The sequence below is a fragment of the Glycomyces niveus genome (assembly GCF_017592475.1).
GTDB classification, from domain to species: domain Bacteria; phylum Actinomycetota; class Actinomycetes; order Mycobacteriales; family Micromonosporaceae; genus Glycomyces; species Glycomyces niveus.
This window is the reverse complement of the sequence record NZ_JAGFNP010000005.1, coordinates 68,715-91,665: the sequence shown is the minus strand read 5'-3', so window position 1 is coordinate 91,665 and position 22,951 is coordinate 68,715. Positions and strand designations below refer to the sequence as shown.

The 22,951-nt window shown below is 71.6% G+C and carries 16 protein-coding genes; 11 read left to right on the top strand and 5 right to left on the bottom strand.

The window, feature by feature from the left end; translation table 11 throughout:
• Positions 1-67: 67 nt before the first annotated feature.
• A complete protein-coding gene (locus tag J5V16_RS10955) occupies positions 68-583 on the bottom strand; it encodes a GbsR/MarR family transcriptional regulator (RefSeq protein ID WP_208496263.1) in 516 nt (171 codons plus the stop codon).
• 90 nt (positions 584-673) lie between these two features.
• Here J5V16_RS10955 and J5V16_RS10950 point away from each other — a divergent pair, with 90 nt between their 5' ends.
• The 5 genes from J5V16_RS10950 (at position 674) to J5V16_RS10930 (ending at position 9,854) form a co-directional block, all read left to right on the top strand.
• The gene (locus J5V16_RS10950) at positions 674-1,594 is read left to right on the top strand and encodes an ABC transporter ATP-binding protein (RefSeq protein WP_208496262.1); all 921 of its coding nucleotides are present in this window, start codon (positions 674-676) and stop codon (positions 1,592-1,594) included.
• On the top strand, positions 1,591-3,228 hold the full coding sequence (locus J5V16_RS10945; protein ID WP_208496261.1) for an ABC transporter permease: 1,638 nt from the start codon (positions 1,591-1,593) through the stop codon (positions 3,226-3,228). The genes J5V16_RS10950 and J5V16_RS10945 overlap by 4 nt, the downstream gene beginning before the upstream one ends.
• A gap of 156 nt (positions 3,229-3,384) precedes the next feature.
• On the top strand, positions 3,385-6,492 hold the full coding sequence (locus J5V16_RS10940) for an ATP-dependent helicase (protein ID WP_208496260.1): 3,108 nt from the start codon (positions 3,385-3,387) through the stop codon (positions 6,490-6,492).
• Positions 6,485-9,565 (top strand): UvrD-helicase domain-containing protein, encoded by a 3,081-nt coding sequence (locus tag J5V16_RS10935; protein ID WP_208496259.1) that lies wholly within the window; start codon positions 6,485-6,487, stop codon positions 9,563-9,565. The genes J5V16_RS10940 and J5V16_RS10935 overlap by 8 nt, the downstream gene beginning before the upstream one ends.
• A 61-nt stretch (positions 9,566-9,626) precedes the next feature.
• Positions 9,627-9,854: a hypothetical protein gene (locus tag J5V16_RS10930; protein WP_208496258.1), complete on the top strand. Its 228-nt coding sequence runs from the start codon at positions 9,627-9,629 to the stop codon at positions 9,852-9,854.
• Positions 9,855-10,273: 419 nt separating this feature from the next.
• Here J5V16_RS10930 and ileS read toward each other — a convergent pair whose 3' ends face one another.
• The gene (ileS, locus tag J5V16_RS10925; RefSeq protein ID WP_208496257.1) at positions 10,274-13,417 is read right to left on the bottom strand and encodes an isoleucine--tRNA ligase; all 3,144 of its coding nucleotides are present in this window, start codon (positions 13,415-13,417) and stop codon (positions 10,274-10,276) included.
• Positions 13,418-13,930: 513 nt separating this feature from the next.
• Here ileS and J5V16_RS10920 point away from each other — a divergent pair.
• Entirely contained in the window at positions 13,931-16,057 is a 2,127-nt protein-coding gene (locus J5V16_RS10920) for an anthranilate synthase component I (protein ID WP_208496256.1), read from the top strand.
• 79 nt (positions 16,058-16,136) lie between these two features.
• On the opposite strand, the gene J5V16_RS10915 is transcribed toward J5V16_RS10920, so the two are convergent.
• Entirely contained in the window at positions 16,137-16,559 is a 423-nt protein-coding gene (locus J5V16_RS10915; RefSeq protein WP_208496255.1) for a hypothetical protein, read from the bottom strand.
• A 302-nt stretch (positions 16,560-16,861) separates the two neighbouring features.
• Between J5V16_RS10915 and J5V16_RS10910 the strand changes: the two genes are divergently transcribed.
• Positions 16,862-17,437 (top strand): dihydrofolate reductase family protein, encoded by a 576-nt coding sequence (locus J5V16_RS10910; RefSeq protein WP_208496254.1) that lies wholly within the window; start codon positions 16,862-16,864, stop codon positions 17,435-17,437.
• A 282-nt stretch (positions 17,438-17,719) separates the two neighbouring features.
• Here J5V16_RS10910 and J5V16_RS10905 read toward each other — a convergent pair whose 3' ends face one another.
• Positions 17,720-18,289, bottom strand: coding sequence for a PepSY domain-containing protein (locus J5V16_RS10905; protein ID WP_208496253.1), 570 nt, complete (start codon positions 18,287-18,289; stop codon positions 17,720-17,722).
• Between the two features lie 205 nt (positions 18,290-18,494).
• On the opposite strand from J5V16_RS10905, the gene J5V16_RS10900 reads away from it, so the two are divergent.
• The 4 genes from J5V16_RS10900 (at position 18,495) to J5V16_RS10885 (ending at position 22,581) form a co-directional block, all read left to right on the top strand.
• Positions 18,495-19,178 (top strand): response regulator transcription factor, encoded by a 684-nt coding sequence (locus J5V16_RS10900; protein WP_208496252.1) that lies wholly within the window; start codon positions 18,495-18,497, stop codon positions 19,176-19,178.
• A complete protein-coding gene (locus J5V16_RS10895) occupies positions 19,171-20,790 on the top strand; it encodes a sensor histidine kinase (protein ID WP_307792924.1) in 1,620 nt (539 codons plus the stop codon). Before J5V16_RS10900 ends, J5V16_RS10895 begins: the two co-directional genes overlap by 8 nt.
• Before the next feature lie 93 nt (positions 20,791-20,883).
• Positions 20,884-21,813 (top strand): 2-hydroxyacid dehydrogenase, encoded by a 930-nt coding sequence (locus J5V16_RS10890; RefSeq protein WP_208496251.1) that lies wholly within the window; start codon positions 20,884-20,886, stop codon positions 21,811-21,813.
• Between the two features lie 48 nt (positions 21,814-21,861).
• Positions 21,862-22,581 carry a spermidine synthase gene (locus J5V16_RS10885; protein WP_208496250.1) on the top strand — a complete coding sequence of 240 codons (720 nt, stop codon included), beginning with the start codon at positions 21,862-21,864 and terminating at the stop codon, positions 22,579-22,581.
• Here the strand turns inward: J5V16_RS10885 and J5V16_RS10880 are convergent.
• Positions 22,578-22,937, bottom strand: a complete 360-nt coding sequence (locus J5V16_RS10880; protein ID WP_208496249.1) for a tRNA-binding protein — start codon at positions 22,935-22,937, stop codon at positions 22,578-22,580. The genes J5V16_RS10885 and J5V16_RS10880 overlap by 4 nt on opposite strands.
• Between the last annotated feature and the right edge of the window lie 14 nt (positions 22,938-22,951).

Genomic DNA, 22,951 nt, shown 5'->3' with positions numbered 1-22,951 from the left:
GATCGGGGCGGTCAGGCTTGCAGCATACCGGAGCGGTATGTCCCCCATACCGGAGCGGTATGCCCCGTCACTCTCGCGGCGGCGCGGTGCGGCTGCGCGCCTCGTACGCTGCGACGAGTTCGGCGCGGCGCTCGTTCCAGCGGACCCGCATCTGCGCCATCTCGTAGTCGACGAACTCCATGAACGCGGCGGTCTGGGCGATCCGGTCGCGGCCGGGGCCTTCGGGCAGCGTCTCGACGCCTTGGACCGCGAGGTCGCGGTAGCGGTTGATGATCGGGGAGCGGTCGAGCATGATCGAGCCCCAGATGTCGTCGTCGTTGAGTCGGTAGACGTCGGCGCGGGTGGAGGGGCGGCGGCCCTTGATGAGGAGCCCGGCGGTGGTCAGCTCGCGCACGGCGCCGGAGACGGCCGCGAGGCTGATGCCCAGGCCTTCGGCCACTTCGGCGGCGGTGTAGGTGTCCTCGTCGTCGACCAGGATGTAGGAGAACACCCGCGCCGACATGCGCTGCAGGCCGCTGGCGTTGAGGAGCGCGGCGAACTGCTCCACGTACTCCAAGAGGTCGTTGCGCTCGTCCTGTTCCATCGATCCCCCGTCGTCGGCCTTGTGCCCAACATGATAGCCGGAGCCGCTTTAAGTTTTACAAATTCATGAAAACTGTGATAGCTTGAGCGCATGAACGCAGTGATCCGCACTGAGCAACTGGTCAAGCGCTTCGGCCACGTGACCGCCCTCGACCGTCTCGACCTCGAAGTGGCCCAAGGCGAGACGCACGGCTTCCTCGGACCGAACGGCGCCGGGAAGTCCACCACCATCCGCGTCCTTTTGGGGATGCTCCGCTCCGACGACGGCCGCGCCGAGCTCTTCGGCGCCGACCCCTGGAAGGACGCCGCGACGCTCCACAAGCGCCTCGCGTACGTCCCCGGCGACGTCGCCCTCTGGCCCGGCCTCACCGGCGGCGAGACCATCGACCTCCTCGGCCGCCTGCGCGGCGGCATCGACAAGGCCAAGCGCGACGAGCTGCTCGAGCGCTTCGACCTCGACCCGCGCAAGAAGGGCCGCTCCTACTCCAAGGGCAACCGGCAGAAGGTCGCGCTCGTCGCCGCGTTCGCCGCCGACGTCGACCTGCTCCTGCTCGACGAGCCCACGTCGGGCCTCGACCCGCTCATGGGCGCGGTCTTCAACGAATGCGTCAAGGAGGCCTCTGCCGCCGGGCGCACCGTGCTCCTGTCGAGCCACATCATGAGCGAGGTCGAAGCCCTCTGCGACCGGGTGAGCATCATCCGCAAGGGCGTCATCGTCGAGACCGGCACCCTCGCCGAGATGCGGCACTTCTCCCGCTCGCGCCTGCGCGCCACCCTCAAGAACCCCCTGCGCGGCCTCGGCGACCACGAGGGCGTGCACGACCTCAAGGTCGACGGCCTCGACATCGAGTGCAGCGTCGACACCGCGGCGCTCGACGACGTGCTCGCGCAGCTCGCCGTCGCCGGCGTCGCTGGCCTCACCTGCGAGCCGCCGTCGCTCGAGGAGATCTTCCTGCGCTTCTACGGCGACGAGCTCGCCGCCTCCGGCGTCCCGAACGGGGAGTCGAAATGACCGCCGCGGTCGCTGAACTCGAAGACGGCCTGGGCACGCTCGCCGGCACCGGCAACCTGCTGCGGTTCCAGCTGCGCCGCTCGCGGCTGTACCTGCTCGGCTGGCTCGCGGGGCTCGCCGGCGGCACCTGGCTGGTCGCCCAGTCCTTCCCCGGCCTCTACCCGGACGCGGCCGGCCGCGAGGCGTACGCCCTCACGGTGAACACGCCCGCGATGCGGTCCATGACCGGCCCCGAGACCTACATCGAGGCCTACGGCGCGAGCACCGGCGCGATGTTCGCCCACCAGATGATCCTGTGGACCGGGACGCTCACCGCCGTCATGTTCCTGCTCCTGGTGACCCGCCTGACCCGCGCCGACGAGGAGACCTCCCGCTCGGAGGTGTTCCGCGCCAACCCGATCGGCCGCCGCGCCGACCTCGCGGCGGCGCTCCTGCTGGCGGGCCTCGCCGCCGTCGCGCTCGGCGCGCTCATGGCCCTCGCGGTCGCGGCGCTCCCGGGCGGCCAGGACGGCAGCGCGATCCTCTTCGGACTCGCGCACACCGCGATCGCGGTGCTCTTCGCCGGGGTCGCCGCCGTCACCGCGCAGCTGGCGAGCTTCGCCTCGACCGCGAACGGCCTCGCGTTCGCGGTCATCGGCTGGTCCGCCTTCACCGCCGGGGTCGGCAACGCCCAGGAGAACTGGGCGGTCTGGCTCTCCCCGGTCGGCTGGGCGCAGGAGACGTTCGTCTACACGCCCGACCAGCGCTGGTGGCCGCTCGCGTTCGCCGGAATCGTCGCGGTCCTCACCGTCTGGCTGGCGTTCGCGCTGGTCACCCACCGCGACTTCGGGCAGGGCATGATGGCGGCCCGGCTCGGCCGGGCCGAGGCGAAACCGGGCCTGAACAGCGCGACCGCACTGACGTTCCGGCTCACCAAGGGCGTGTTCTGGGCCGGGATCATCACCATGCTGCTGCTGGGCGCGGCCTACGGGTCGGTGCTCGGCGGCGCCGACGACATGCTCGAAGGCCTCTCCGAGACCGAGCGGGCCGTGCTCGAACGCGGCGGGTCGAGCATCGAGGAGAACATCACGGCGACGTTCGTGGCGCTCAACGGCCTCTTCGCGAGCCTGTTCGGCCTGCTCATCGTGGGCCGGGCCCGCAAGGAGGAGACGCAGGGCCGCGGCGAGCTCATCGCCGCGGGCGCGGTGCCGCGCTCGGGCTGGCCCGGCTCATACCTGCCCGCCGCACTGTGGGCTGCGACGGCCGCGACCGTGGTCGCGGGGGTCTTCCTGGGCCTGGGCGGCGCGTCGTCGCTGGGCGACGGCTCGTACTTCGCGACCGGCCTGTGGGCGTCGCTGCTGCAGCTGCCCGCGGTGTGGGCGCTGACCGCGTTCGCGTTCGCCGCGTTCGCGTGGCTGCCGCGGCTCGGCTGGCTCCGCTGGCTGGCCTGGGTGTGGCTGTTCATCGTGCTCTACTTCGCGACGCTCCTGGAGCTGCCGGAGTGGGCGCAGGCCGTCTCGCCCTTCCACCACCTCGCGGCCTACCCGGCCGAGGACGTGGACTGGCTCTCGGCCGCCCTCGTGACCGCCGCCGCGCTGGCCCTCGCCGCGCTCGGCTACGCGGGCGCGCGCCGCCGCGACCTCAGCTTCAACTGACCCGCAAGGGCCGCAACACCAAGGCTGCAACTCAAAAGGAAACCAGGCGCCGCCGGTCCCGCTCCGGGGCCGGCGGCGCCGCTCCGCGCCGTGGCGCGGTCGGCTTCCGGGCGGTGTTGTCGTACCCCTGTGGTTCGCTGTGTTTCCATGGGCAACGTGTCCGATCTCAGGTTCGAGCTCACCGACCCGCCCGAGGCCGCAGCAGGCAGGGCCGCTCTCGAGAGAGCTCTCCTGGACCCTGCCCAGCTGGCGGTGGTCGAGCACGCCGCCGGGCCGCTGCTCGTGCGCGGCGGGCCGGGCACCGGGAAGACGGAGGCGCTGCTGCGCGCCGTCGCCGCGAAAGTCGAGGCCGGGGTCGACCCGGCCTCGATCCTCGTGTTCGGGCTGCGCCGCCAGGACACCGCGCACCTGCGCACCCGCCTGAACGCGGCCACCGCAGGGCTCTCGGCCGCCGAAGTGGGCGTGTACACGTTCGCGGCGTTCGCCTTCGCGCTCCTGCGCAGCTCGGCCGTGGCCGCGGGCCGGGACGAGCCGCGGCTGCTCACCGGCCCCGAAGCGGACGCGCTCATCCGGTCGATGCTCGAAGGCGAGGACTTCGGCTGGCCGCACGGTTTCGACGAGGCGGTGCGCACGTACGCGTTCGCACAGCAGCTGCGCGACCTCGTGCTGCGCTGCGGCGAACGCGGCCTGTCCGCGCCCGAGCTGACCCGGCTCGGCGGCGAGCACGACCGTCCCGAGTGGACCGCCGCCGCGCGCTTCTACGACCGCTACGTGACCACCCTCGCGCTCCAATCGATGTCGAGCGCCCTCTACGACTCCGCCGAGATCGTCCGCGCCGCCGCGTCCGCACTGCGCCGCGACCCCGACCTGTTCCCCAGGCCCGCTTGGGTGTTCGTGGATGACCTGCAGGACGCCACGCCCGCGCACCTGCGGCTGCTCGAACTCCTCGCCGGGGACGGCGCGAACCTCGTCGCTGCCGGCACCCCTGACGCGGCCGTCTTCGGCTACCAGGGCGGCGATCCCGAATCGGTGCGGGACTTCCCGTTCCGCTTCCCCGCGCGCGACGGGAGCGAAGCGGCCACCGTGCAGCTCAACGACACGCACGACGTGGCGCTCGCGCCGCTCGCCGCCACCACGACGCTCTCGCGGCGGCTGCGGGGCCACGACCGGGACCGCAAGCGCGGCACCGCCTCCGAAGAGCAGGGCCGCGTCGACGTGGTCTACCTGCCGTCGCCGACCCGCGAGGCCGTGTACCTCGCCGACGTCGCCCGCCGCTCGCACCTGCTCGACGGGGTCCCCTACGGCGACATGGCGGTCGTCGTGAAATCCGCGTCGGAGATCCCGCGGCTGCGCCGGGCCATGCAGCACGCCGGCGTCCCGACCCGCCAGGCCGCCGACGACGTGCCGCTCCCCGCACACCCCACCGTCCGCAACCTGCTGCACCTCGTGCTCGTCGGACGCGGGCGCGAGCGCCTGGACGAGACGAACGCGGCCGGGCTGCTGCACTCCGCGTTCGGCGGCGCGGACCCGTTCGAGGAGCGGCGGCTGCGCCAGGAGCTGCGGCGCCTCGCCGTCGCCGCCGACAACTTCTCCCCCGGCGCGGACCTCCTCGTCGAGACCCTGCGCGACCCCGAACGCACGGCCGCCCTGCCCGACGAGGACTGGGCCGAGCCCGCGCGGCGGCTCGGCGCCCTCTTCGCGGCCGCCCGCGAAGGCACCGGCCTCAGCGGCACCCTGTGGGCGGTATGGGAGGCCTCCGGGATGGGCGAGCGGCTCAAGCGCCGGGCGCTCTCCGGCGACCGGCGGGCGCAGCGCGCCGACGCCGAACTCGACGCCGTGATCGCCCTGTTCGACCTGGCCGCCGACTACGAGTCGAAGCAGCCCGGCGCGGGCGTCGAGGTGTTCTGCGAGCACGTGCTGCACCAGCAGCTGCCCGGCGACTTCCTCTCCGCGCGCGCCGAACTCGGCGACGCGGTGACCCTCGCGACCGCGCACGCCGCGCACGGGCGCCGCTGGGAGTTCGTTGTCGTCGCGGGCGCGCAAGAGGGCTCGTGGCCGAACCTGCGTCCGCGCGGCTCGCTCCTCGGCGCCGAAGCGCTCGTCGACGTCCTCGACGGCCGCGCCGACGTGGACCAGGTCGCGCAGCTGCTCGACGAGGAGCGCCGCCTCTTCTACAACGCCTGCACCCGGGCCCGGGTCAGGCTGCTCGTCACCGCCGTCGACTCCGAAGAGGCGCAACCGAGCCGGTTCAGCGCCGAACTCGGCGTCGAACCCGCCGCCGCGCCCCGCCGCGGCCGTCCCCTCAGCCTCGCCTCCCTCACCGCGCGGCTGCGCGAAGCGGTCGTCGACTCCGGCCACGCCGAACGCGACGCCGCGGCCGCAGCCCTGCGCCGCCTCGCCGACGCCGACGTGCCCGGCGCGGACCCCGCGAAATGGTGGGGCCTCGCCGCCGTATCCGACGAACGCGCGCTCGCCCTCGCCGGGGAGACCATCCGCATCTCACCGTCCCAAGTAGAGAAGACCCAGCAGTGCGGGCTCCGGTGGGTCCTCGAGGCGCACGGCGGCGACTCCGGCGACCTCCTCCCCCGCCACCTCGGCACCCTCCTCCACGCCGCCGCCGAAGCCGTCACCGTCGACCCCGCCGCCGACCCGAAGACCGTCATGGAGCAGGTCGTGAGCGAGCACTTCGACCGGCTCCCGTTCGAAGCGCCCTGGCACGCCGAGCAGCAGCGCCAGCGCGTCTCCGGCGCCGTCGAGCGCTTCGCGAAATGGCTGAGCGCCAACCGCAGAGAGCTCCTCGGCGCCGAGCGGTCCTTCCGGATCAAGCTCGAAGTCGGGCCGCCCGGTGTCGAAGTGGTCATGTCCGGGCAGATCGACCGGCTCGAACGCGACGGGGACGGCCGCCTCTACGTGGTCGACCTCAAGACCGGGAAGAGCACGGTGTCCAAAGCGGACGCGCAGACGAACCCGCAGCTGGGCATCTACCAGCTCGCGATCGCCGAGGGCGCGTTCGCGGAGGGCTCGGAGCCGGGCGGGGCCGAGCTGGTGTACCCGAACGCGAAGGGCGCCAGCGCGGTCGCCCGCCAGCAGGGGCCGCTCGGAGAGCACGAGAACCCGGACTGGGCGCGGGAACTCGCCGGGGACACGGCCGTGCGCATGGCCGGCTCGGTGTTCGAGGCCCGCAACACCAGCAAATGCGAGACGTGCTCGGTGAAGCGGTGCTGCCCGATCGCCGACGAGGGACGGCAGGTGACCGATGAGTGAGCGCTACACGGCCGTGGGCCTGGCCAACCGGCTCGGGACCCCCACGCCCACACCGGAACAGGCGCAGGTGATCGAGGCGGGGCGCGACCCGATGCTCGTCGTCGCCGGCGCCGGCTCGGGCAAGACCACGACGATGGCCGACCGGGTCGTGTGGCTCATCGCCAACCGGGTCGCCCGGCCCGAGCACATCCTCGGCCTCACGTTCACACGCAAAGCCGCCGCCGAACTCGCCGCGCGGGTGCGCGACAAGCTGCGGCGGCTCACCGAGTCGATCCCCGAACTCGCCGACCTCCACGGCGAGCCCACGGTCTCCACGTACAACGCGTACGCGGGGAGCCTCGTCGCCGAGCACGGGCTGCGCATCGGCATCGAACCGGGCACGCGGGTCATCACGGACACGGGCCGCTGGCAGATCGCGCGCGACCTGGTGTGCGCGTGGGACGGGCCGATGAGCGAGTTCGACGTGGGCGTCGACAAGGTCACCGAGCAGGTGCTGCAGCTCGCGGGGCAGCTCGCCGAGCACCTGCGGGACGGCGACGACCTGCGCGCGTTCGACCGGTCGCTCCACGAGACCCTGGCTGAGCGGCAGGGGAACCGGCAGTCGAACGACCAGTTCCGGGCGTTGATGTCGCTGCGGCTCAAGCGAGAGCAGCTGCTGCCGCTCGTCGAGTCCTGGGACCGGCGCAAGCGCGAGCTCGGGGTGATGGACTTCGCCGACCAGCTCTCGCTCGCGGCGCAGCTCGTCGCGGGCGCGCCCGAGATCATCAAGACCGAGCGCGAGCGCTGGCGGGCGGTGCTCCTCGACGAGTACCAGGACACGTCGTACTCGCAGGTGGCGCTGCTGCGCGACCTGTTCGGCGGCGGGCACCCGGTGACGGCCGTGGGCGACCCGAACCAGTCGATCTACTCGTGGCGCGGCGCCTCCGCGGGGACGCTCATGCGCTTCCCCTCCGACTTCCCCACGCCCGCAGGGGCACCCGCGAGACGCGTCGAGCTGACGAAGTCGTGGCGCAACCGGGCCGAGATCCTCGCGGTCGCGAACCAGGTCTCCGAGCCGCTGCGCGCGGGCGACATCCGCCCCCTCGAAGCGGGCGTCGACGGCCGGGGCCTGGTGCGGGCCGCGATGCACCTCACGGTCGCCGACGAGGCCGACTGGCTGGCCGCGAACCTCAAGGTCGTCCGGGACGCGATCGACGACGAGCGGCGCGCGAAGGACGGCGACGCCGCGAAGCCGGTCGAGGCGGCCGTCCTCGTGCGCAAGCGCCGCCAGATCCCCGCCCTGCACCGGGCCTTGACCGCCGCCGGGCTGCCGGTCGAGGTGGTCGGATCGCTCGGGCTGCTGTTCCATCCCGAAGTGGCCGAAGCGGTCGCGATGCTCCGGGCCGCCGCCGACCCGACCGACGGGCCGTCCCTGATGCGGCTCCTCGCGGGGAACCGGTGGCGCATCGGCCCGCGCGACATCGCCGGCCTGTGGGCGCGCGCCCGCGAACTCGCCCCCGACACGCGGGGGTTCGAGCCGGACGCGGGGCGCGAGGCGGAGGCGTCGCTGGCGGACGCGCTGGCCGATCCCGGTCCGGCGGAGCGGTTCTCGGCGCTGGGGTACCTGCGGTTCGCGCAGCTGCACGAGGAGCTGGCGTGGATCCGCGGGCGGCTGGGGCAGAGCCTGCCCGACGTGGTGGGCGATGTGATCGCGCATTCGGGGCTCGACGTCGAGGTGATGCTGCACCACGGCGACCTGTCGAACCTGGACGAGTTCGTGGACATCGCGGCGGCGTACGAGAACGACACGAGCGGGGCGAGCATCCCGGGGTTTCTGTCGTACCTGGAGACGGCGGCGGAGCGGGAGCGGGGCCTGACGGTGGAGGGCGCTTCGCCGGCGGGCGGGGTGGTGCAGCTGCTGACGGTGCACGCCGCGAAGGGCCTGGAGTGGGACGTGGTGGCGGTGCCGGGGCTGTGCGAGGGCATCCTGCCGGGCAAGGTGAAGGGCGACCAGACGTGGGTGAGCGACGCGGCGCGGCTGCCGTATCCGCTGCGCGGTGACGCCGAGAACCTGCCGGTGCTGTACCTCGACGAGGCGACGGTGCCTTCGGAAGTGAAAGGGGCCGTTGAGGAGTTCAAGCGCGACGACGAGGAGGCGCGGCTCGAGGAGGAGCGGCGGCTCGCGTATGTGGCGTTGACGCGGGCGCGGCAGGCGCTGCTGGCGTCCGGGTACTGGTGGGAGGCCGAGCGGCGGCAGCCGCGCAAGACCGCGCCGTACTTGAACGAGGCGGTGGCGGCGGGCGCGGAGGCGACGGTATGGGCCGATCCGGGGCCGACGAACCCGCTCGAGGAGGACGCGCGCACGGTCGAGTGGCCGAGCAAGGCGCCCTTGGGTTCCCGGCAGGAGGCGTTCGCCGAAGCGGCCGACCTGGTGCTGGCGGTCCCCGACTCCCTCGGTGTGGATGGCCCGCAGGCGAGCGCCTGGCACGACGAGGCCGCGCTGCTCCTCGCCGAACGCGAGGAGCGGGAGTCGGGCGTGGTGAGAATCCCGCGCCCGCAGCGGCTCTCCACGTCCCAGCTGATGGCGATGCGCGCCGACGAAGCGGCCTTCGCGGCCGAGCGCCGCCGCCCGATGCCGGTCCCGCCGCGCCCGGCGACCCAGCGTGGCACCGAGTTCCACGCCTGGGTGGAGGAGTTCTTCGGCGGCGGCACCCTCTTCGACCCGGCCGACCTCCCGGGCGCCGCCGACCCGGTCGGCCCCGACGCCGACCTCGACCGCCTCAAAGCCGCCTTCCGCGACTCGGCCTGGGCGAACCGCCGCATCGCGGCCCAGGAGGTCCCGTTCGTCGTCGAGTACGAGGGCACCGTCGTTCGAGGCCGCATCGACGCGATCTTCCATCGAGAGGACGGCGGCTATGACATCGTCGACTGGAAGACCGGCCGTCCCCCGCAGGGCGAGGCCGCCCGCCACGCGGCCCTCCAGCTCAAGGTCTACAAGAAGGCCTGGGCCCGCCTCCAGAACATCGACGAGTCGCGGATCCGCACGGCCTTCCACTACATAGCCGCCGACCACACCTGGTGGCCCGAAGACTGACAGCGCTCGACAACACGCATTTCGATCGCCGGCGGCGAATCGGCACCCGATCATCGACAGCATGACGAAACCGCTCATCGAACTATCAGACGATCTCGCGCGCTGGCTCGCCCGGGACGCGGCGCGTCTGCGCGCCTCCCGGCAGAACCTTGTGCTCGATCTCCTACGGCGAGACTACGAACGCTCGCTCGAGTTTGAAGCGACTCTCGATCGAATCCTGCAGGAGAACAGCGAGTTGCTTCGCCGCCTCGGCGAAGGACCTCCGGATTCACAAGACAGGTCGAATTAGTCGGAGCTTCCCATGGAAGAAGGCTGCGACCTCAATATCGACGAGGTTATCCACAGCCCCAAAAGCTTCTCTTGGCAACCCTTGGCACGCATGTGATTGTAGATATCAAAAACGACTGCTCGCCGGTGGTGGAGGAGAGCGAGTAGCCGGCCGGCAGCAGGACCGGCGGCATGGAAGAGGGAATCCCGGGAGCCGCCCCCGAAGACCGAGCGCGGGTGCACCCGCGCTCGGCTCCTGCAGCCCGCCTCGCGAGGCGATCGCGGGCGCATCGGCCACAAGCCGATGCGCCCGCATCAACCACAACGACACACATGCGAGCTGCGGCAAAGCCGGCCAACCGGCCCGGCCGCAGCGGCACGGCAAGCAGGCTGGCCCGGCCGCCTGCGGCGCCCGGGCCAGCCCATGTTCACTTGCGGCGCTTACTGCTTGATGACTGCGGCCTTCACCGTGGTCTCTCCGGCCTCACCGCTGGTGGCGGTGTCGGGGAGGTCGCCGAAGGCGAGGTCGAGGGCCAGGGTCTCGGCTTGGACGAAGTCGCGGTGGACTTCGATCGCGGCCTTGACGTCGGCGGCGGCGTCGAGCGTGACCGCGACGCGGTCGGTGACGTCGAGGCCGGCGTCCTTGCGGGCCTGCTGGATGACGCGCACAACGTCGCGGGCCAGGCCCTCGGCGGCGAGCTCGGGGGTGACCTCGGTGTCGAGCACGATGACGCCCGCGTCGTTCGGCAGGGCCTCGGTGTGCTCGGCGTCGACGGCGACCATCGTCAGCTCGAACTCGCCGTCCTCTAGGACCACGCCGCCGGCGGTGACCGTGCCGTCCTCGACCGACCACTCGCCGGCCTTGACAGCCTTGATGACCCGCTGCACGTCCTTGCCCAGGCGCGGGCCGAGGACACGAGGGACCAGTTTCAGGTCGGACTTCGAGTAGGCGCTCACGTCGGAGTCGAATTCGACGGCCTTGACGTTCAGCTCGTCCTTGAGCAGGTCGGCGAACGGCGCGAGCCGCTCGGCGTGGCCGGTCGCCACGGTGAGCTTCGCGAGCGGCAGGCGCACGCGGAGCTTGCGGGCCTTGCGCATGAACAGGCCGACCGAGGCGATCTCGCGCACGGCGTCCATCGCCTCGACCAGGGCGTGGTCGGCGGGCAGCTCCTCGGCGTCCGGCCAGTCGGCCAGGTGCACCGAACGGCCGCCGGTGAGCCCCTTCCAGACGTCCTCGGTGATGAGCGGCAGCAGCGGCGCGGCCACCTCGCACGCGGTCTTCAAGGCCGTTGCGAGCGTGGCGAACCCGTCCTCGTCGCCCTCCCAGAACCGGTCGCGCGAGCGGCGCACGTACCAGTTGGTGAGGCTCTCCAGGTAGGAGCGGAACGCGGCGGTCGCGCCCGCGAGGTCGTAGTCGTCCATCATCGCGGTCATCGACTCGACCAGTTCCCGCGTCTTGGCCAGCAGGTACTTGTCGAGCCGGTGCTCGCTCGCCAGCGCGGTGGCCCGCGCCTGCTCCGGGGTCGCCTCGTAGCCGGCCGCGCCCGCGTAGAGCGTGTAGAAGTACCACACGTTCCACAGTGGCAGGACGATCTGGCGGACGGCGTCGCGGAAGCCGTTCTCGGTGACGGGCATGTCGCCGCCGCGCAGGACGGGCGAGGACATGAGGAACCAGCGGACCGCGTCGGACCCGTACGACTCGAACGACTCGCGCACGTCCGGGTAGTTCTGCAGCGACTTGGACATCTTCTGCCCGTCCTCGCCCAGGAGCGTGCCGTGGACGACGGCGGTGCGGAACGCGGGCCGGTCGAACAGGGCCGTGGCCAGGACGTGCAGCGTGTAGAACCAGCCGCGGGTCTGGGCGGTGTACTCGACGATGAAGTCGCCCGGATAGTGGTGCTCGAACCAGTCGGCGTTCTCGAACGGGTAGTGGACCTGCGCGAACGGCATGGAGCCGGATTCGAACCAGCAGTCGAGGACCTCGGGGACGCGGCGCATCACGGACTCGCCCGTGGGGTCGTCCGGGTTGGGCCGGGTGAGGTTGTCGATGACCGGGCGGTGCAGGTCGGTGACCTCGACGCCGAAGTCGCGCTCGAGCTCTTCGAGCGAGCCGTAGACGTCGACGCGCGGGTATGCGGGATTGTCGCTGGTCCACACCGGGATCGGCGAGCCCCAGAAGCGGTTGCGGCTGATGTTCCAGTCGCGGGCGTTGGCGAGCCACTTGCCGAACTGGCCGTCCTGGATGTGGCCTGGCGTCCAGTCGATCTGCCGGTTGAGCTCGACCATGCGGTCGCGGAAGCGGGTGACAGCGACGAACCACGCGGACAGGGCGCGCTGGATCAGCGGCGAGCCGCAGCGCCAGCAGTGCGGGTAGTTGTGGTTGTACGTGTCGTGGCGCAGGAGCCGCTGGGTGTCCTTGAGGTCCTTGATGATGAGCTTGTTCGCCTCGAAGACGTGGACGCCCGCGTACGGGGGCACCTCTTCGGTGAACTTGCCGGAGTCGTCGACGGGAACGACCGGTTCGATGCCGGCGGCGTCGGTGACGAGCTTGTCCTCTTCACCGAAGGCGGGCGCGATGTGGACGATGCCGGTGCCGTCCTCGGTGGTGACGTAGTCGGCGGTGAGCACCTGGTGGGCGTTCTCGCGGCCGGCGAAGAAGTCGAACGGCGGGTTGTACTCGAGGCCGACGAGGTCGGCGCCCTTGTAGCGGCCCACGACGTCGGCCTCGTCCCCGAGCTCGCGGGCGTACGCGCCGAGGCGGGCCTCGGCGAGCACGTAGCGGGAGCCCTCGGCTTCGACCACGACGTAGTCGACGCCGGGGTGGACGGCGGCGGCGAGGTTCGACGGCAGCGTCCACGGCGTGGTCGTCCACACCAGGAGCTTCGCGCCCTCGAGCGGGCCGGGGGTGGTGACGTCGAGGCCGACGGTCACGGCCGGGTCCTGGCGGTCCTGGTACGTGTCGTCCATCTTCGTCTCGGTCGCGGCCAGCGGCGTCTCGCACCGCCAGCAGTACCAGAGCACCCGGTAGCCCTCGTAGATGAGGCCCTTGTCGTACAGGGTCTTGAAGGCCCACATGACGCTCTCCATGTAGGTGAGGTCGAGGGTCTTGTAGTCGTTCTCGAAGTCGACCCAGCGGGCCTGGCGGGTCACGTAGTCGACCCATTCGCCCGTGAACTGGAGGACCGAGGCCTTCGCGGCCGCGTTGAAGCGGTCGACGCCGTACTCCTCGATGTCGGCCTTCGACTTGAGGCCGAGCTCCTTCTCGGTGGTGACCTCGGCGGGCATGCCGTGGGTGTCCCAGCCGAAGCGGCGCTCGACGCGCTTGCCGCGCATCGTCTGGTAGCGCGGGACGATGTCCTTGACGTAGCCGGTGAGGAGGTGCCCGTAGTGGGGCAGGCCGTTGGCGAAGGGGGGGCCGTCGTAGAAGACGAACTCGTTCGCGCCGTTCTCGCCCGCGTCGCGGGCGTCGATCGAGGCGGCGAAGGTGTCGTCCTTGGTCCAGAAGTCGAGCACGCGGCGCTCGACCTCCGGGAGGTTCGGGCTCGCGGGTACGCCCCGTGCGGGGTCGTCGAGTGGGTAGGCCATAGGACCGGTGTCTCCTCACACACACCTTGCGGACGTTCGGTGTGCGAGGACGAGTCCCGGCTTTTGAGGGCCCGGCCCGCGGTACCACCTCGCTTGGCGCCCCCGCTTCTGGTGAAGCCGGTGCGCCCGCTCGATTCGGCGGCGGTGACGGGCCGCGCCCGTCCGGTTCTACTGGGGCCTCGTCGCGGCGGCTGCCGCCCGCCGGGGCCGGTTCTTCCGGAAGCTCGCCGGTGATGGCCGGGTCGACGCTGTTGTCAGCAAGTGTAGCGCCGCGCCCCCGGCGGCCCCGAGCGAATATGGACGCGTCACCGCAGCGCACCGGCGCCGGTCCCACTGGCTGGGCATGTAGTATTCGGCCTGTGAGAATCCACGCCCGCAACTGGTGGTGGCGTCGCTGAGGCGGCGTCCCTGCTTTTGCGTGCAAGAAGCAAGCGACCGTCTCGGAGGCGGTCGCTTCGTCGTATCCGGGGTCGGCCGCCTCGAGTCGGGACCTGAAACCCATGGAGAGGGCCGATGACCAAGTTCTTGACACCCGCCGGAGTGGCGGTCGAACGCACCGTCGCCGAGCTCGACGACCCTGACCTGACGCCGATCGTCGCGCAGGTCGAGACGCGCCGCGGCGGGGTGCTCTCGAGCGGCATGGAGTACCCGGGCCGGTATTCGCGCTACCACCTCGCCTACGTCGACCCGTCGCTCGAGGTCGTGGCGCGCGGCCGCGAGGTGACGGTGCGCCAGCTCAACGCCCGCGGGTTCCTCCTCGTCGACGTGCTCGCCGACGCGCTGGCCGCGTCCGGGGTCGGGGAGGTGACCCGGGACGACCGCGAGGTGCGCGTCCAGGTGCCGACGCCGACCGGTCGCGTCCCGGAGGAGCTGCGCTCGAAGCTGCCGACGGCGTTCTCGGCGCTGCGGGTGATCCTCGACGCGCTCAAGTGCGACGACCCGTACCTGGGGCTGTGGGGCGCGTTCGGGTACGACCTGGCCTACCAGTTCGAGCCGATCCCGTTCGCGAAGGACCGGCCCGCGGACGCCCGCGACCTGGTGCTGCACCTGGCGGACGAGCTCTACGTGGTCGACCGCAAGCGCGAGACCGCGCAGGTGCGCCGGTACGACTTCTCGTTCGGCGGGCGCTCCACGAAGGGGCTGCCGCGCGAGACCGAGTCGCTCGACTACGTGCGGGCCGCGTCGGTGCCGGAGGGGCCGGTGCCGGGCGTGTACGCCGACACGGTGCGCCGCGCCCGCGAGGAGTTCAAGGCGGGCAACCTGTTCGAGGTCGTACCGGGCCATGAGATGTACGCCGAGTGCGATTCGCCGACGGCGTTCTACGAGCGGCTGCGGGTGGCGAATCCGGCGCCGTACGAGTTCCTGTTCAACCTGGGCGACCGCGAGTACCTGGTGGGCGCGTCGCCGGAGATGTTCGTGCGGGTCTCGGGCGACCGGGTGGAGACGTGCCCGATCTCGGGGACGATCGCGCGCGGGGACGACCCGCTGCACGACGCGGCGCAGATCAAGGCGCTCATCGGCTCCGCGAAGGAGGAGTCGGAGCTGACGATGTGCACCGACGTGGACCGCAACGACAAGGCCCGCGTGTGCGTGCCCGGGTCGGTGAAGGTGCTGGGGCGCAGGCAGATCGAGATGTACTCGCGGCTGATCCACACCGTGGACCACGTCGAGGGGCGGCTGCGGGAGGGCATGGACGCGCTGGACGCGTTCCTCACCCACATGTGGTCGGTGACGGTGACCGGCGCGCCGAAGACGTGGGCGATGCGGTTCATCGAGGAGCAGGAGACGACGCCGCGGCGCTGGTACGGCGGCGCGGTGGGCTTCGTCGGGTTCGACGGGTCGATGAACACCGGGCTGACGCTGCGGACGGCGCAGATCCGCGACGGCGTGGCGTGCGTGCGCGCGGGCGCGACGCTGCTGTACGACTCCGACCCGGACGCCGAAGAGGCCGAGACCCACTTGAAGGCGCGGGCGCTGCTGGAGACCGCGGCGGGCGGGATCGGCGCCGCGGCCGCGGTGCCCGAGCCGATCGAGGTCGCGGGCGGGCCTGCGGGCAACGGCCGCAAGGTGCTGCTGGTGGACCACGAGGACTCGTTCGTGAACACCCTCGGCGACTACTTCCGCCAGCACGGGTGCGAGGTGACGACGCTGCGGTTCGGGTTCGACGCCGCGGAGGTCCTCGACGAGACCGCGCCCGACCTGGTGGTGCTCTCGCCCGGCCCGGGGCGGCCGCGCGACTTCGGCACGGCGGGCCTGCTCGACGAGATCGAGCGGCGGGGCCTGCCGGCGTTCGGGGTGTGCCTGGGGCTGCAGGCGATGGTCGAGCACGCGGGCGGTTCGCTGTCGCTGCTGGACCAGCCGAGCCACGGCAAGCCCGGGAACGTGAAGGTGACCGGCGGCGGCTTGTTCGACGGGCTGCCCGACGAGGTGACCGCGGCGCGATACCACTCGCTGTACGCCACGCCCGACGAGGTGAAGGGCGATTTCGCGCCGACCGCGGCGATCGACGAGGTCGTCATGGCGATCGAGGCGCCCGGGAAGCGCTGGTTCGGGGTGCAGTTCCACCCGGAGTCGATCCTGACGGCGGCGGGCGCGCACGGGCACCGGATCATCGGGAACGTGCTGCGGTTGACCGCGTGAGGGTCGCGCATTGACGTGGAGGGCCGGGGAGCGCGATGGCGCTCCCCGGGCCCTTTTGCGGTGCGGGCTTTCAGGACGGCTACGAGGTGTACTCCCATTCGCTGACGCAGGACCAGGCGCTGTAGCCCCAGGCGCCGTTCCAGTAGACCTCCATCCAGTAGTCGCTGGTGAGGCCGCAGGCGCTGTACTCGCCGCCGGCGCGGCGCTCGCAGGAGACGGGGACCCAGGTGCCGGCCGGGATGACCTCGAGGATCGTGGCGCCGACTTCGGCGAGGCGGCGGTGGTTGACGCCCTCGGCGAAGCGGGCCCGGCAGGTCCGCTGCTCGACGGCGGCGTCCGGTACTTCGCCGTCGACCGTGGCGGTGCTCTCGATCCGCGACTTGACGGGCGTCGGCGCGTGGATGGGTCCGGGCGGGCGGACCGCGGTGGCCGGCGATGCGGCGGAGAGCGACAGCGCGAAGGCGGCCGCCATGACGCCGATGGCAGTGAAGAACTTCTTCATTACCAGGATCACCCCTTTGGTGGACTTGCTCGTGATCACGTCGTATGACGTGATCTCAACCTAATTACGATGAAGAGCGCTTTACTGCCTAAAACGGGTAGTGTCGGAAACCTGACATAACGGCGGGGCGCTTCGTCGGGAGCGCCGGTGTTCGCGGCGTGCGGCGCGCGGAGCGCCGCCCTCTCGCCTGACGGGTCTGCGGGAAGCTTCGACCGGCTTGGGCCGCAATGAGTCCCGTGACGTCCAGGGTGTTCGAACGGGTTCGGCGGCGGGGTGTCGGCGGTCCGTGATTGGCTGTCGGGATGGCGAAAACCGTGTACAACACAGCGACCAGCATCGACGGCTACCTCGCGGACCCGGAGAACTCGCTCGAATGGCTCTTCACCGTGCCGGGCGGTCACCCGGAGGATGAGGGCGGCGACACCGACACGCCGCTCGACGAGTTCGGCGAGTTCCTCGCCGGAGTCGGCGCGATCTGCATGGGCTCCACCACCTACGAATGGATCCTCGAGCACGAGCACCTGGTCGAGCACCCGGACAAGTGGCAGTACGAGGCGCCGGTGTGGGTGTTCACGACCCGCGATCTCCCTGCGGTGCCGGGCAAGGACATCCGGTTCGTCTCCGGCGAGGTGGCGAAGATCCACGCCGAGATGGTCGAGACCGCGGGTGACAAGGACCGGTGGATCGTCGGCGGCGGCGACCTCGTCGGCCAGTTCTTCGACGCCGGCCTCCTCGACGAGATCCGCGCCTCGCTCGCGCCGGTCTTCCTCGGCGACGGCGCACCGCTCCTGCCGCGCCGCATCCTCTCGCACCACCTCGAACTCACCGACGCGCGCAGCGTCGGCCAGTTCGCCTGCCTCACTTACCGAGTGAAGTGACGGCACTGGGGGGGAGGGCCCCTCCCCCCACCCCACCCACCCTGATGTGCGGAGCCGGGACCGGTCGCCGGCATGATGCTCGGCTTCCGGTCGGACCGGCTCGCTTTCGGTCTGCGGATCCGCGTTGCGGATCGGCGGCGGCCTGCGGTCGCTTCGTGAGGGCGAAGCCGTGAGGCCGCGGAGTCTCTTCTCGGTCCAGCGGCCTCCGTTCGTGGAGGCCGGAGCCCGGCCGAGTGCTTCGGCGACCGCCCGGCCCGCGAGGGGCCGGGCGGTGCTGTTCAGTTAGTCGTTGTCGTCGTCCTGGTCGTCGTTGTCATCGTCTTCGTCGCGGTCGTCGTCCGCGCCGTCGTCGTCGGAGCCGTTGTCGTCGTCGCCGTCATCGTCGTTCGCGTCGTCGTCGGAGAAGACGTCGGCGACCGTGCCTTCGAAGGCGTCGACCGCGACGTCCCATTCGGCGCCGTCGGCGTCCCGCACCTCGACGATCCAGACCGGGGCGTCGACCGTGCCTTCGAGGTCGGTGTCGTAGACCTCGCCGGGGACCTCCGCGAGCGCGGCCTCGACGGCGGCGTCTTCACCGATGGCGCCGTCCGGGAGGGCGAAGTCGTCGTCGTCCGTGCCGTTGTCGTCGTCATACCGGTCGTCGTCGTAGCGGTCGTCCGCGGCCTGCCCGTTGCGGTCGTCCCGGTCGTCGAGGTCGTCGGCGGCGAAGGCCGCCGCGGTGCCGCCGCCGAGGAGGAGGACGCCCGCGGCGCCGGCGATCACGAGGGTGCGCTGGCGGCCGCGGAAGCGGCGGCGCTGCGGGGCCTCGGGCTGGCCGGGGATCGGGGCCTGGGTGTCGGTCGGAGCGTTCATCTCGTGTCCTCTCGCTGGTGTGCTGATCTGATGTCGGCAACGATGCGCCCCCGAACCTGAAGCCAAGCTGAAGTCACCTGAAGCCGTCTTCAGGAAAGGGGTCATCAGGGGGCGGGATCGGGTGTTCTCCCTGGCAGGGGCCGGATCAGCGTGTCCGCGAGCGACTTCAGGTTGGCTTCAGGTTCGCTGTGTCAAGCTTCGGGACATGCGATTGCTGATGGTGGAAGACGAGCAGCGGCTGGCCAAGATGGTCGCCGCCGGGCTGACGGCCGAGGGCTACGCCGTCGACCTCGCCCATGACGGCCGGACCGGCCTGTCGATGGCCCGCATCGGCGATTACGACGCGATCATCCTCGACATCATGCTGCCGGCCATGAACGGCTTCCAGGTCTGCGCCGCCCTCAGGCAGGAGGGGATCGCCACCCCGATCCTCATGCTCACCGCCAAGGACGGCGAATACGACGAGGCCGAAGGCCTCGACACCGGTGCCGACGACTACCTCACGAAGCCGTTCTCCTTCGTGGTCCTCCAAGCGCGCCTGCGCGCGATGATGCGCCGCGGCCGGTCGGCCGCCGCCGCGCCCACCGTGTGGCGGTTCGGCGATCTCCAGGTCGACCCCGCGACCCGCTCCTGCCGCCGCGGCGACACGCGGATCGAGCTCACCTCCAAGGAGTTCTCCGTCCTCGAGTACCTCGCGAGCCGCGCCGGCGAGGTCGTGTCCAAGACCGAGATCCTGCACCACGTGTGGGACTTCGCCTTCGACGGCGATGTGAACATCGTGGAGGTCTACATCTCCAACCTGCGCCGCAAGATCGACGCCCCCTACCGGCGCGCCTCGATCGCGACCGTCCGCGGCGCCGGCTACCGGTTGGCGGCCGACGGTGGATAGGACGAAGCGCGAAGCGCGCGCGCTGCGCGCCGAGGTCCGGCGGGCCATGCGGAAGGCCGAGGGCAAGAAGCCGTTCTGGCGGCCCGATTCGGTGCGGGCGCGCGCCACCCTGGGGGCGACCCTGGTGGTCGCGGTCGCCCTCGTCGCCGCCGGGGTCCTGGTCGTGGCGCTCCTGCGCGACAACCTCTTCGGCCGCGCCGAACTCACCGCCGAGGTCGGCGCCCGGTCCGTCGCCAGTCAGATCGCCTCGGGCACCGCGCCTTCGGCGATCGAGCTGCCCGACGACGACGAACTCGTGCAGATCGTGGACGCGGCCGGCACCGTGGTCGCGGCCAGCGACGACCTCGCGGGCGCCGATGCGCTGGGCGACTTCGCACCCGAACCCGACCCCGTCGAGACCACCAGTCCCGCTGCGCCCGTCGAGACGAGCGACGACGCCGAGTCCGACGATGACGATGACGACGGCCAGGACGACGACAGCGACGACGACTCCGACGACGACGATGACACCCCCGCCTCCGGCGACACCGCAGCGACGCCCGCGGCCGAGACGACGACCTCGGCCGCCGGCGGCGCGGTCGGGTCGCGGATCGCCTTCGAGACCGTGACCGTCCCCGGCGAGGGCGAGCACTACCGGTTCGCCGCGCTCGCGGCCACCGCCCCGGACGGCGCGGAGTACCGCGTCTACTCCGGCACTTCCCTTGCCACCCAAGAGGAGGCGATCAACAGCGTCGAGGCGACCATGACCTGGGCGCTGGCGCCGCTGCTGCTCGTGGTCGCCGTGGTCACCTGGCTAGTGGTGCGTCGCGCCCTCAAGCCGGTGCGGGCGATCCAGACGAAGCTCATCGAGATCACCGGCGGCGACCTGAGCCAGCGCGTGCCGGTGCCCGCGAGCCGCGACGAGATCCACAGCCTGGCGAGGACCACGAACATGACGTTGGCGGCGCTCGACGCGGCGGTGGCGCAGCAGCGGCGGTTCGTCGCCGACGCCTCGCATGAGCTGCGCAGCCCGCTCGCGATCCTGCGGACGCAGTTGGAGATCGCGCGCGAGCACCCGGAGCTGCTGGATCTGGATGCGACGCTGGGCGATGTGACGCGGTTGCAGGACTTGGCCACCGATCTGCTGCTGTTGGCGCGGCTGGACGCCGGGGAGCGGCCGCCGCATGTGGACGTGCCGTTCACAGAGCTGGTGCGGGAGGAGGTGGCGCGGCGGGCGGCGACGGATCGGGTGCCGGTGCGGCTCGAGGTCGAGGAGGACTTGACGGTGTGGGGTGTGCGCGGGCATTTGGCGCGGGCGGTCGGGAATCTGCTGGCGAACGCGCAGCGGCATGCGGAGGCGGGCGTGTCGGTGCGGTTGGCGGGTGTTGACGAGGCGTGGGTGCGGCTGGAGGTCGCGGATGACGGCAATGGTGTGCCGCAGGGGCAGCGGCGGCGGATCTTCGACCGGTTCGTGCGGCTCGACGAGTCGCGGAGCCGCGATGAGGGCGGTGCGGGGCTGGGGTTGGCGATCGTGCAGGACGTGGTGTCGGAGCATCAGGGCCGGGTCTCGGTGCTCGATGCGCCGGAGGGCGGGGCGTTGTTCCGGTTGGAGCTGCGCCGCAACGGGTGGTGAGGGCGGCGTCGGTCGGGGGCGTTCGGCTGTGACCGGTTCTCGCGTCGGGGTCGGCCTTGCCGCGCGGCTGGCGGCGGTCCCTACGATGGCCGCATGAAAGCTTGGATCCCCCATGAGGCCGGGCTCGACCGGCTCGGTCCGGTGCCCGACGGTGTGGTCGTCGAGGTGTACGACGGCGGTGACTTCCCGTCCGACCCGGGAGGCGTCGAGTTCCTGGTGCCGCCCGCGGCGCCGAAGGCGACGCTGCCGGGCATGTCGTATTCGACGCCGCCGGTGCTGCAGGACATGCCGAATCTGCAAGTGGTGCAGCTGCTCAGCGCGGGCGTCGAGAACTGGGTGCCGCATGTGCCGGAAGGCGTGCTGCTGTGCAACAACCGGGGCGCGCACACGGAGGTGACGGCCGAGTGGGTGATGGCCGCGGCGCTGGCGTCGGTGCGGCGGTTGGACGTGTTCGCCCGCAACCAGTCCGAGGGCAGGTGGGAGGTGTCCTGGGGTACGACGCTGTCGGGGAAGACCGCGGTGGTCCTGGGTGCGGGGTCGATCGGTGCGGCGGTGGCGCGCCGGTTCGAGGCCTCGGGCATGAGGGTGTCGATGGTGGCGCGGTCGGCGCGGCCGGGGGTCGGGACGCTCGCGGACCTGCCGGGGCTGCTGCCGGAGGCGGACGTCGTGGTGGTCATGGTGCCGTTGACGCCGGAGACCGAGGGCCTGGTGGACGCGGCGTTCCTGGCGCGGATGCGGGACGGCGCGCTGCTGGTGAACGCTGCGCGGGGGAAGATCGTGGACACGGCCGCGTTGACGGCGGAGGTCGCTTCGGGGCGGCTGCGGTGCGCGCTCGACGTGACCGAGCCGGAGCCGCTGCCGCCCGGCCACGAGCTGTGGGGCTTGGAGGGGGCGATCGTGACGCCGCATGTGGGCGGCGCGGTCCACGGGTTCATCGAGCGGGTGTATCCGCGGGTGGGCGACCAGATCCGGCGCTTCGCGGCGGGCGAGCCGCTCCTGAACGTGGTCACCGACGGCTATTAGCGGGGTGCGGGTCGCGGCACGCTGGGCCTTTGATGGTTCGATGGTGCGGTGACGATGCGATTCGAGGAACTGGGCTGGCGTGATTCGCCGATGGGCGAGATCAGTCTGCGGCGGCGGTTCGACCCTGAGGTGCGGGCCGAGGTGTACGAGGTCAAGCTCGACGACGAGTTCCTGATGTCGAGCCTGTTCACCGTCGCGGAGCGGGAGCTCTCGCACCTCGGCCTCGCCCGGGTGGCGGCCGACGGCGACCTCGACGTGATCGTGGGCGGTCTCGGCCTCGGCTACACCGCGCTTGCGGCCCTTGAGGATCCGCGGGTGCGCGAGCTCCAGGTGGTCGAGTACTCGGAGGCGGTCATCGACTGGCATGAGCGGGACCTCCTGCCGGACACGGTGGGTCTCGCAGCGGACGAGCGGGTGCGGCTGGTGTGCGCGGACTTCTTCGCGGCGGCGATGAGCGCCGAGGGGTTCGATCCGGAGCGGCCGGGCCGGCAGTACGACGCGATCCTGCTCGATATCGACCACTCCCCCAGCCGGTTCCTGCATTCGCCGCACGCGGCGTTCTACACCGAGGAGGGGCTGCGGGCGATGGCCGCGCACCTGAAGCCGGAGGGCGTGTTCGCGATCTGGTCGGACGACCCGCCCGCGCCGGAGTTCATGACGGTGCTGATGGGGGTCTTCGCCGGGGTGAAGGCGAAGCGGGTCTGGTTCGACAACCCCTACACGGGCGGGCGTTCGTCCAACACGGTGTACACGGCGATCCGGGCTTAGGCGATCCGGGCGCCGAGCGGGACGTCGGCGTCGGGGGCCAGCAGCACGACTGCATCGGTGCCTTCGACGGGGACGCCGAGGACCAGCACCTCGGATTTGAAGCCCGCGATGCGCCGCGGCGGGAAGTTGGTCACGGCGACCACCATGCGCCCCACCAGTTCCTCGGCGCTGTAGCGGGCGGTGATCTGGGCGCTCGACTGCTTGACGCCGTGGTCGCCGAAGTCGATCCAGAGCTTGTAGGCGGGGACGCGGGCTTTCGTGTTCGGTTCGGTCTTGACGATGCGCCCGGCGCGGATCTCGGTGCGGAAGAAGTCCTCGGCGGTGGTCTCGGTGGGCGTCGCTGCGGGTTCGGTCATCGCCGCAGGATAGC

What these genes read in the sequence shown, in the direction of transcription:
- J5V16_RS10955 (WP_208496263.1), bottom strand. Translation starts at nt 583, where the DNA reads ATGGAACAGGACGAGCGCAACGACCTCTTGGAGTACGTGGAGCAGTTC.
- J5V16_RS10950 (WP_208496262.1), top strand. Translation starts at nt 674, where the DNA reads ATGAACGCAGTGATCCGCACTGAGCAACTGGTCAAGCGCTTCGGCCAC.
- J5V16_RS10945 (WP_208496261.1), top strand. Translation starts at nt 1,591, where the DNA reads ATGACCGCCGCGGTCGCTGAACTCGAAGACGGCCTGGGCACGCTCGCC.
- J5V16_RS10935 (WP_208496259.1), top strand. Translation starts at nt 6,485, where the DNA reads ATGAGTGAGCGCTACACGGCCGTGGGCCTGGCCAACCGGCTCGGGACC.
- J5V16_RS10930 (WP_208496258.1), top strand. Translation starts at nt 9,627, where the DNA reads ATGACGAAACCGCTCATCGAACTATCAGACGATCTCGCGCGCTGGCTC.
- ileS (WP_208496257.1), bottom strand. Translation starts at nt 13,417, where the DNA reads ATGGCCTACCCACTCGACGACCCCGCACGGGGCGTACCCGCGAGCCCG.
- J5V16_RS10920 (WP_208496256.1), top strand. Translation starts at nt 13,931, where the DNA reads ATGACCAAGTTCTTGACACCCGCCGGAGTGGCGGTCGAACGCACCGTC.
- J5V16_RS10915 (WP_208496255.1), bottom strand. Translation starts at nt 16,559, where the DNA reads ATGAAGAAGTTCTTCACTGCCATCGGCGTCATGGCGGCCGCCTTCGCG.
- J5V16_RS10910 (WP_208496254.1), top strand. Translation starts at nt 16,862, where the DNA reads ATGGCGAAAACCGTGTACAACACAGCGACCAGCATCGACGGCTACCTC.
- J5V16_RS10905 (WP_208496253.1), bottom strand. Translation starts at nt 18,289, where the DNA reads ATGAACGCTCCGACCGACACCCAGGCCCCGATCCCCGGCCAGCCCGAG.
- J5V16_RS10900 (WP_208496252.1), top strand. Translation starts at nt 18,495, where the DNA reads ATGCGATTGCTGATGGTGGAAGACGAGCAGCGGCTGGCCAAGATGGTC.
- J5V16_RS10890 (WP_208496251.1), top strand. Translation starts at nt 20,884, where the DNA reads ATGAAAGCTTGGATCCCCCATGAGGCCGGGCTCGACCGGCTCGGTCCG.
- J5V16_RS10880 (WP_208496249.1), bottom strand. Translation starts at nt 22,937, where the DNA reads ATGACCGAACCCGCAGCGACGCCCACCGAGACCACCGCCGAGGACTTC.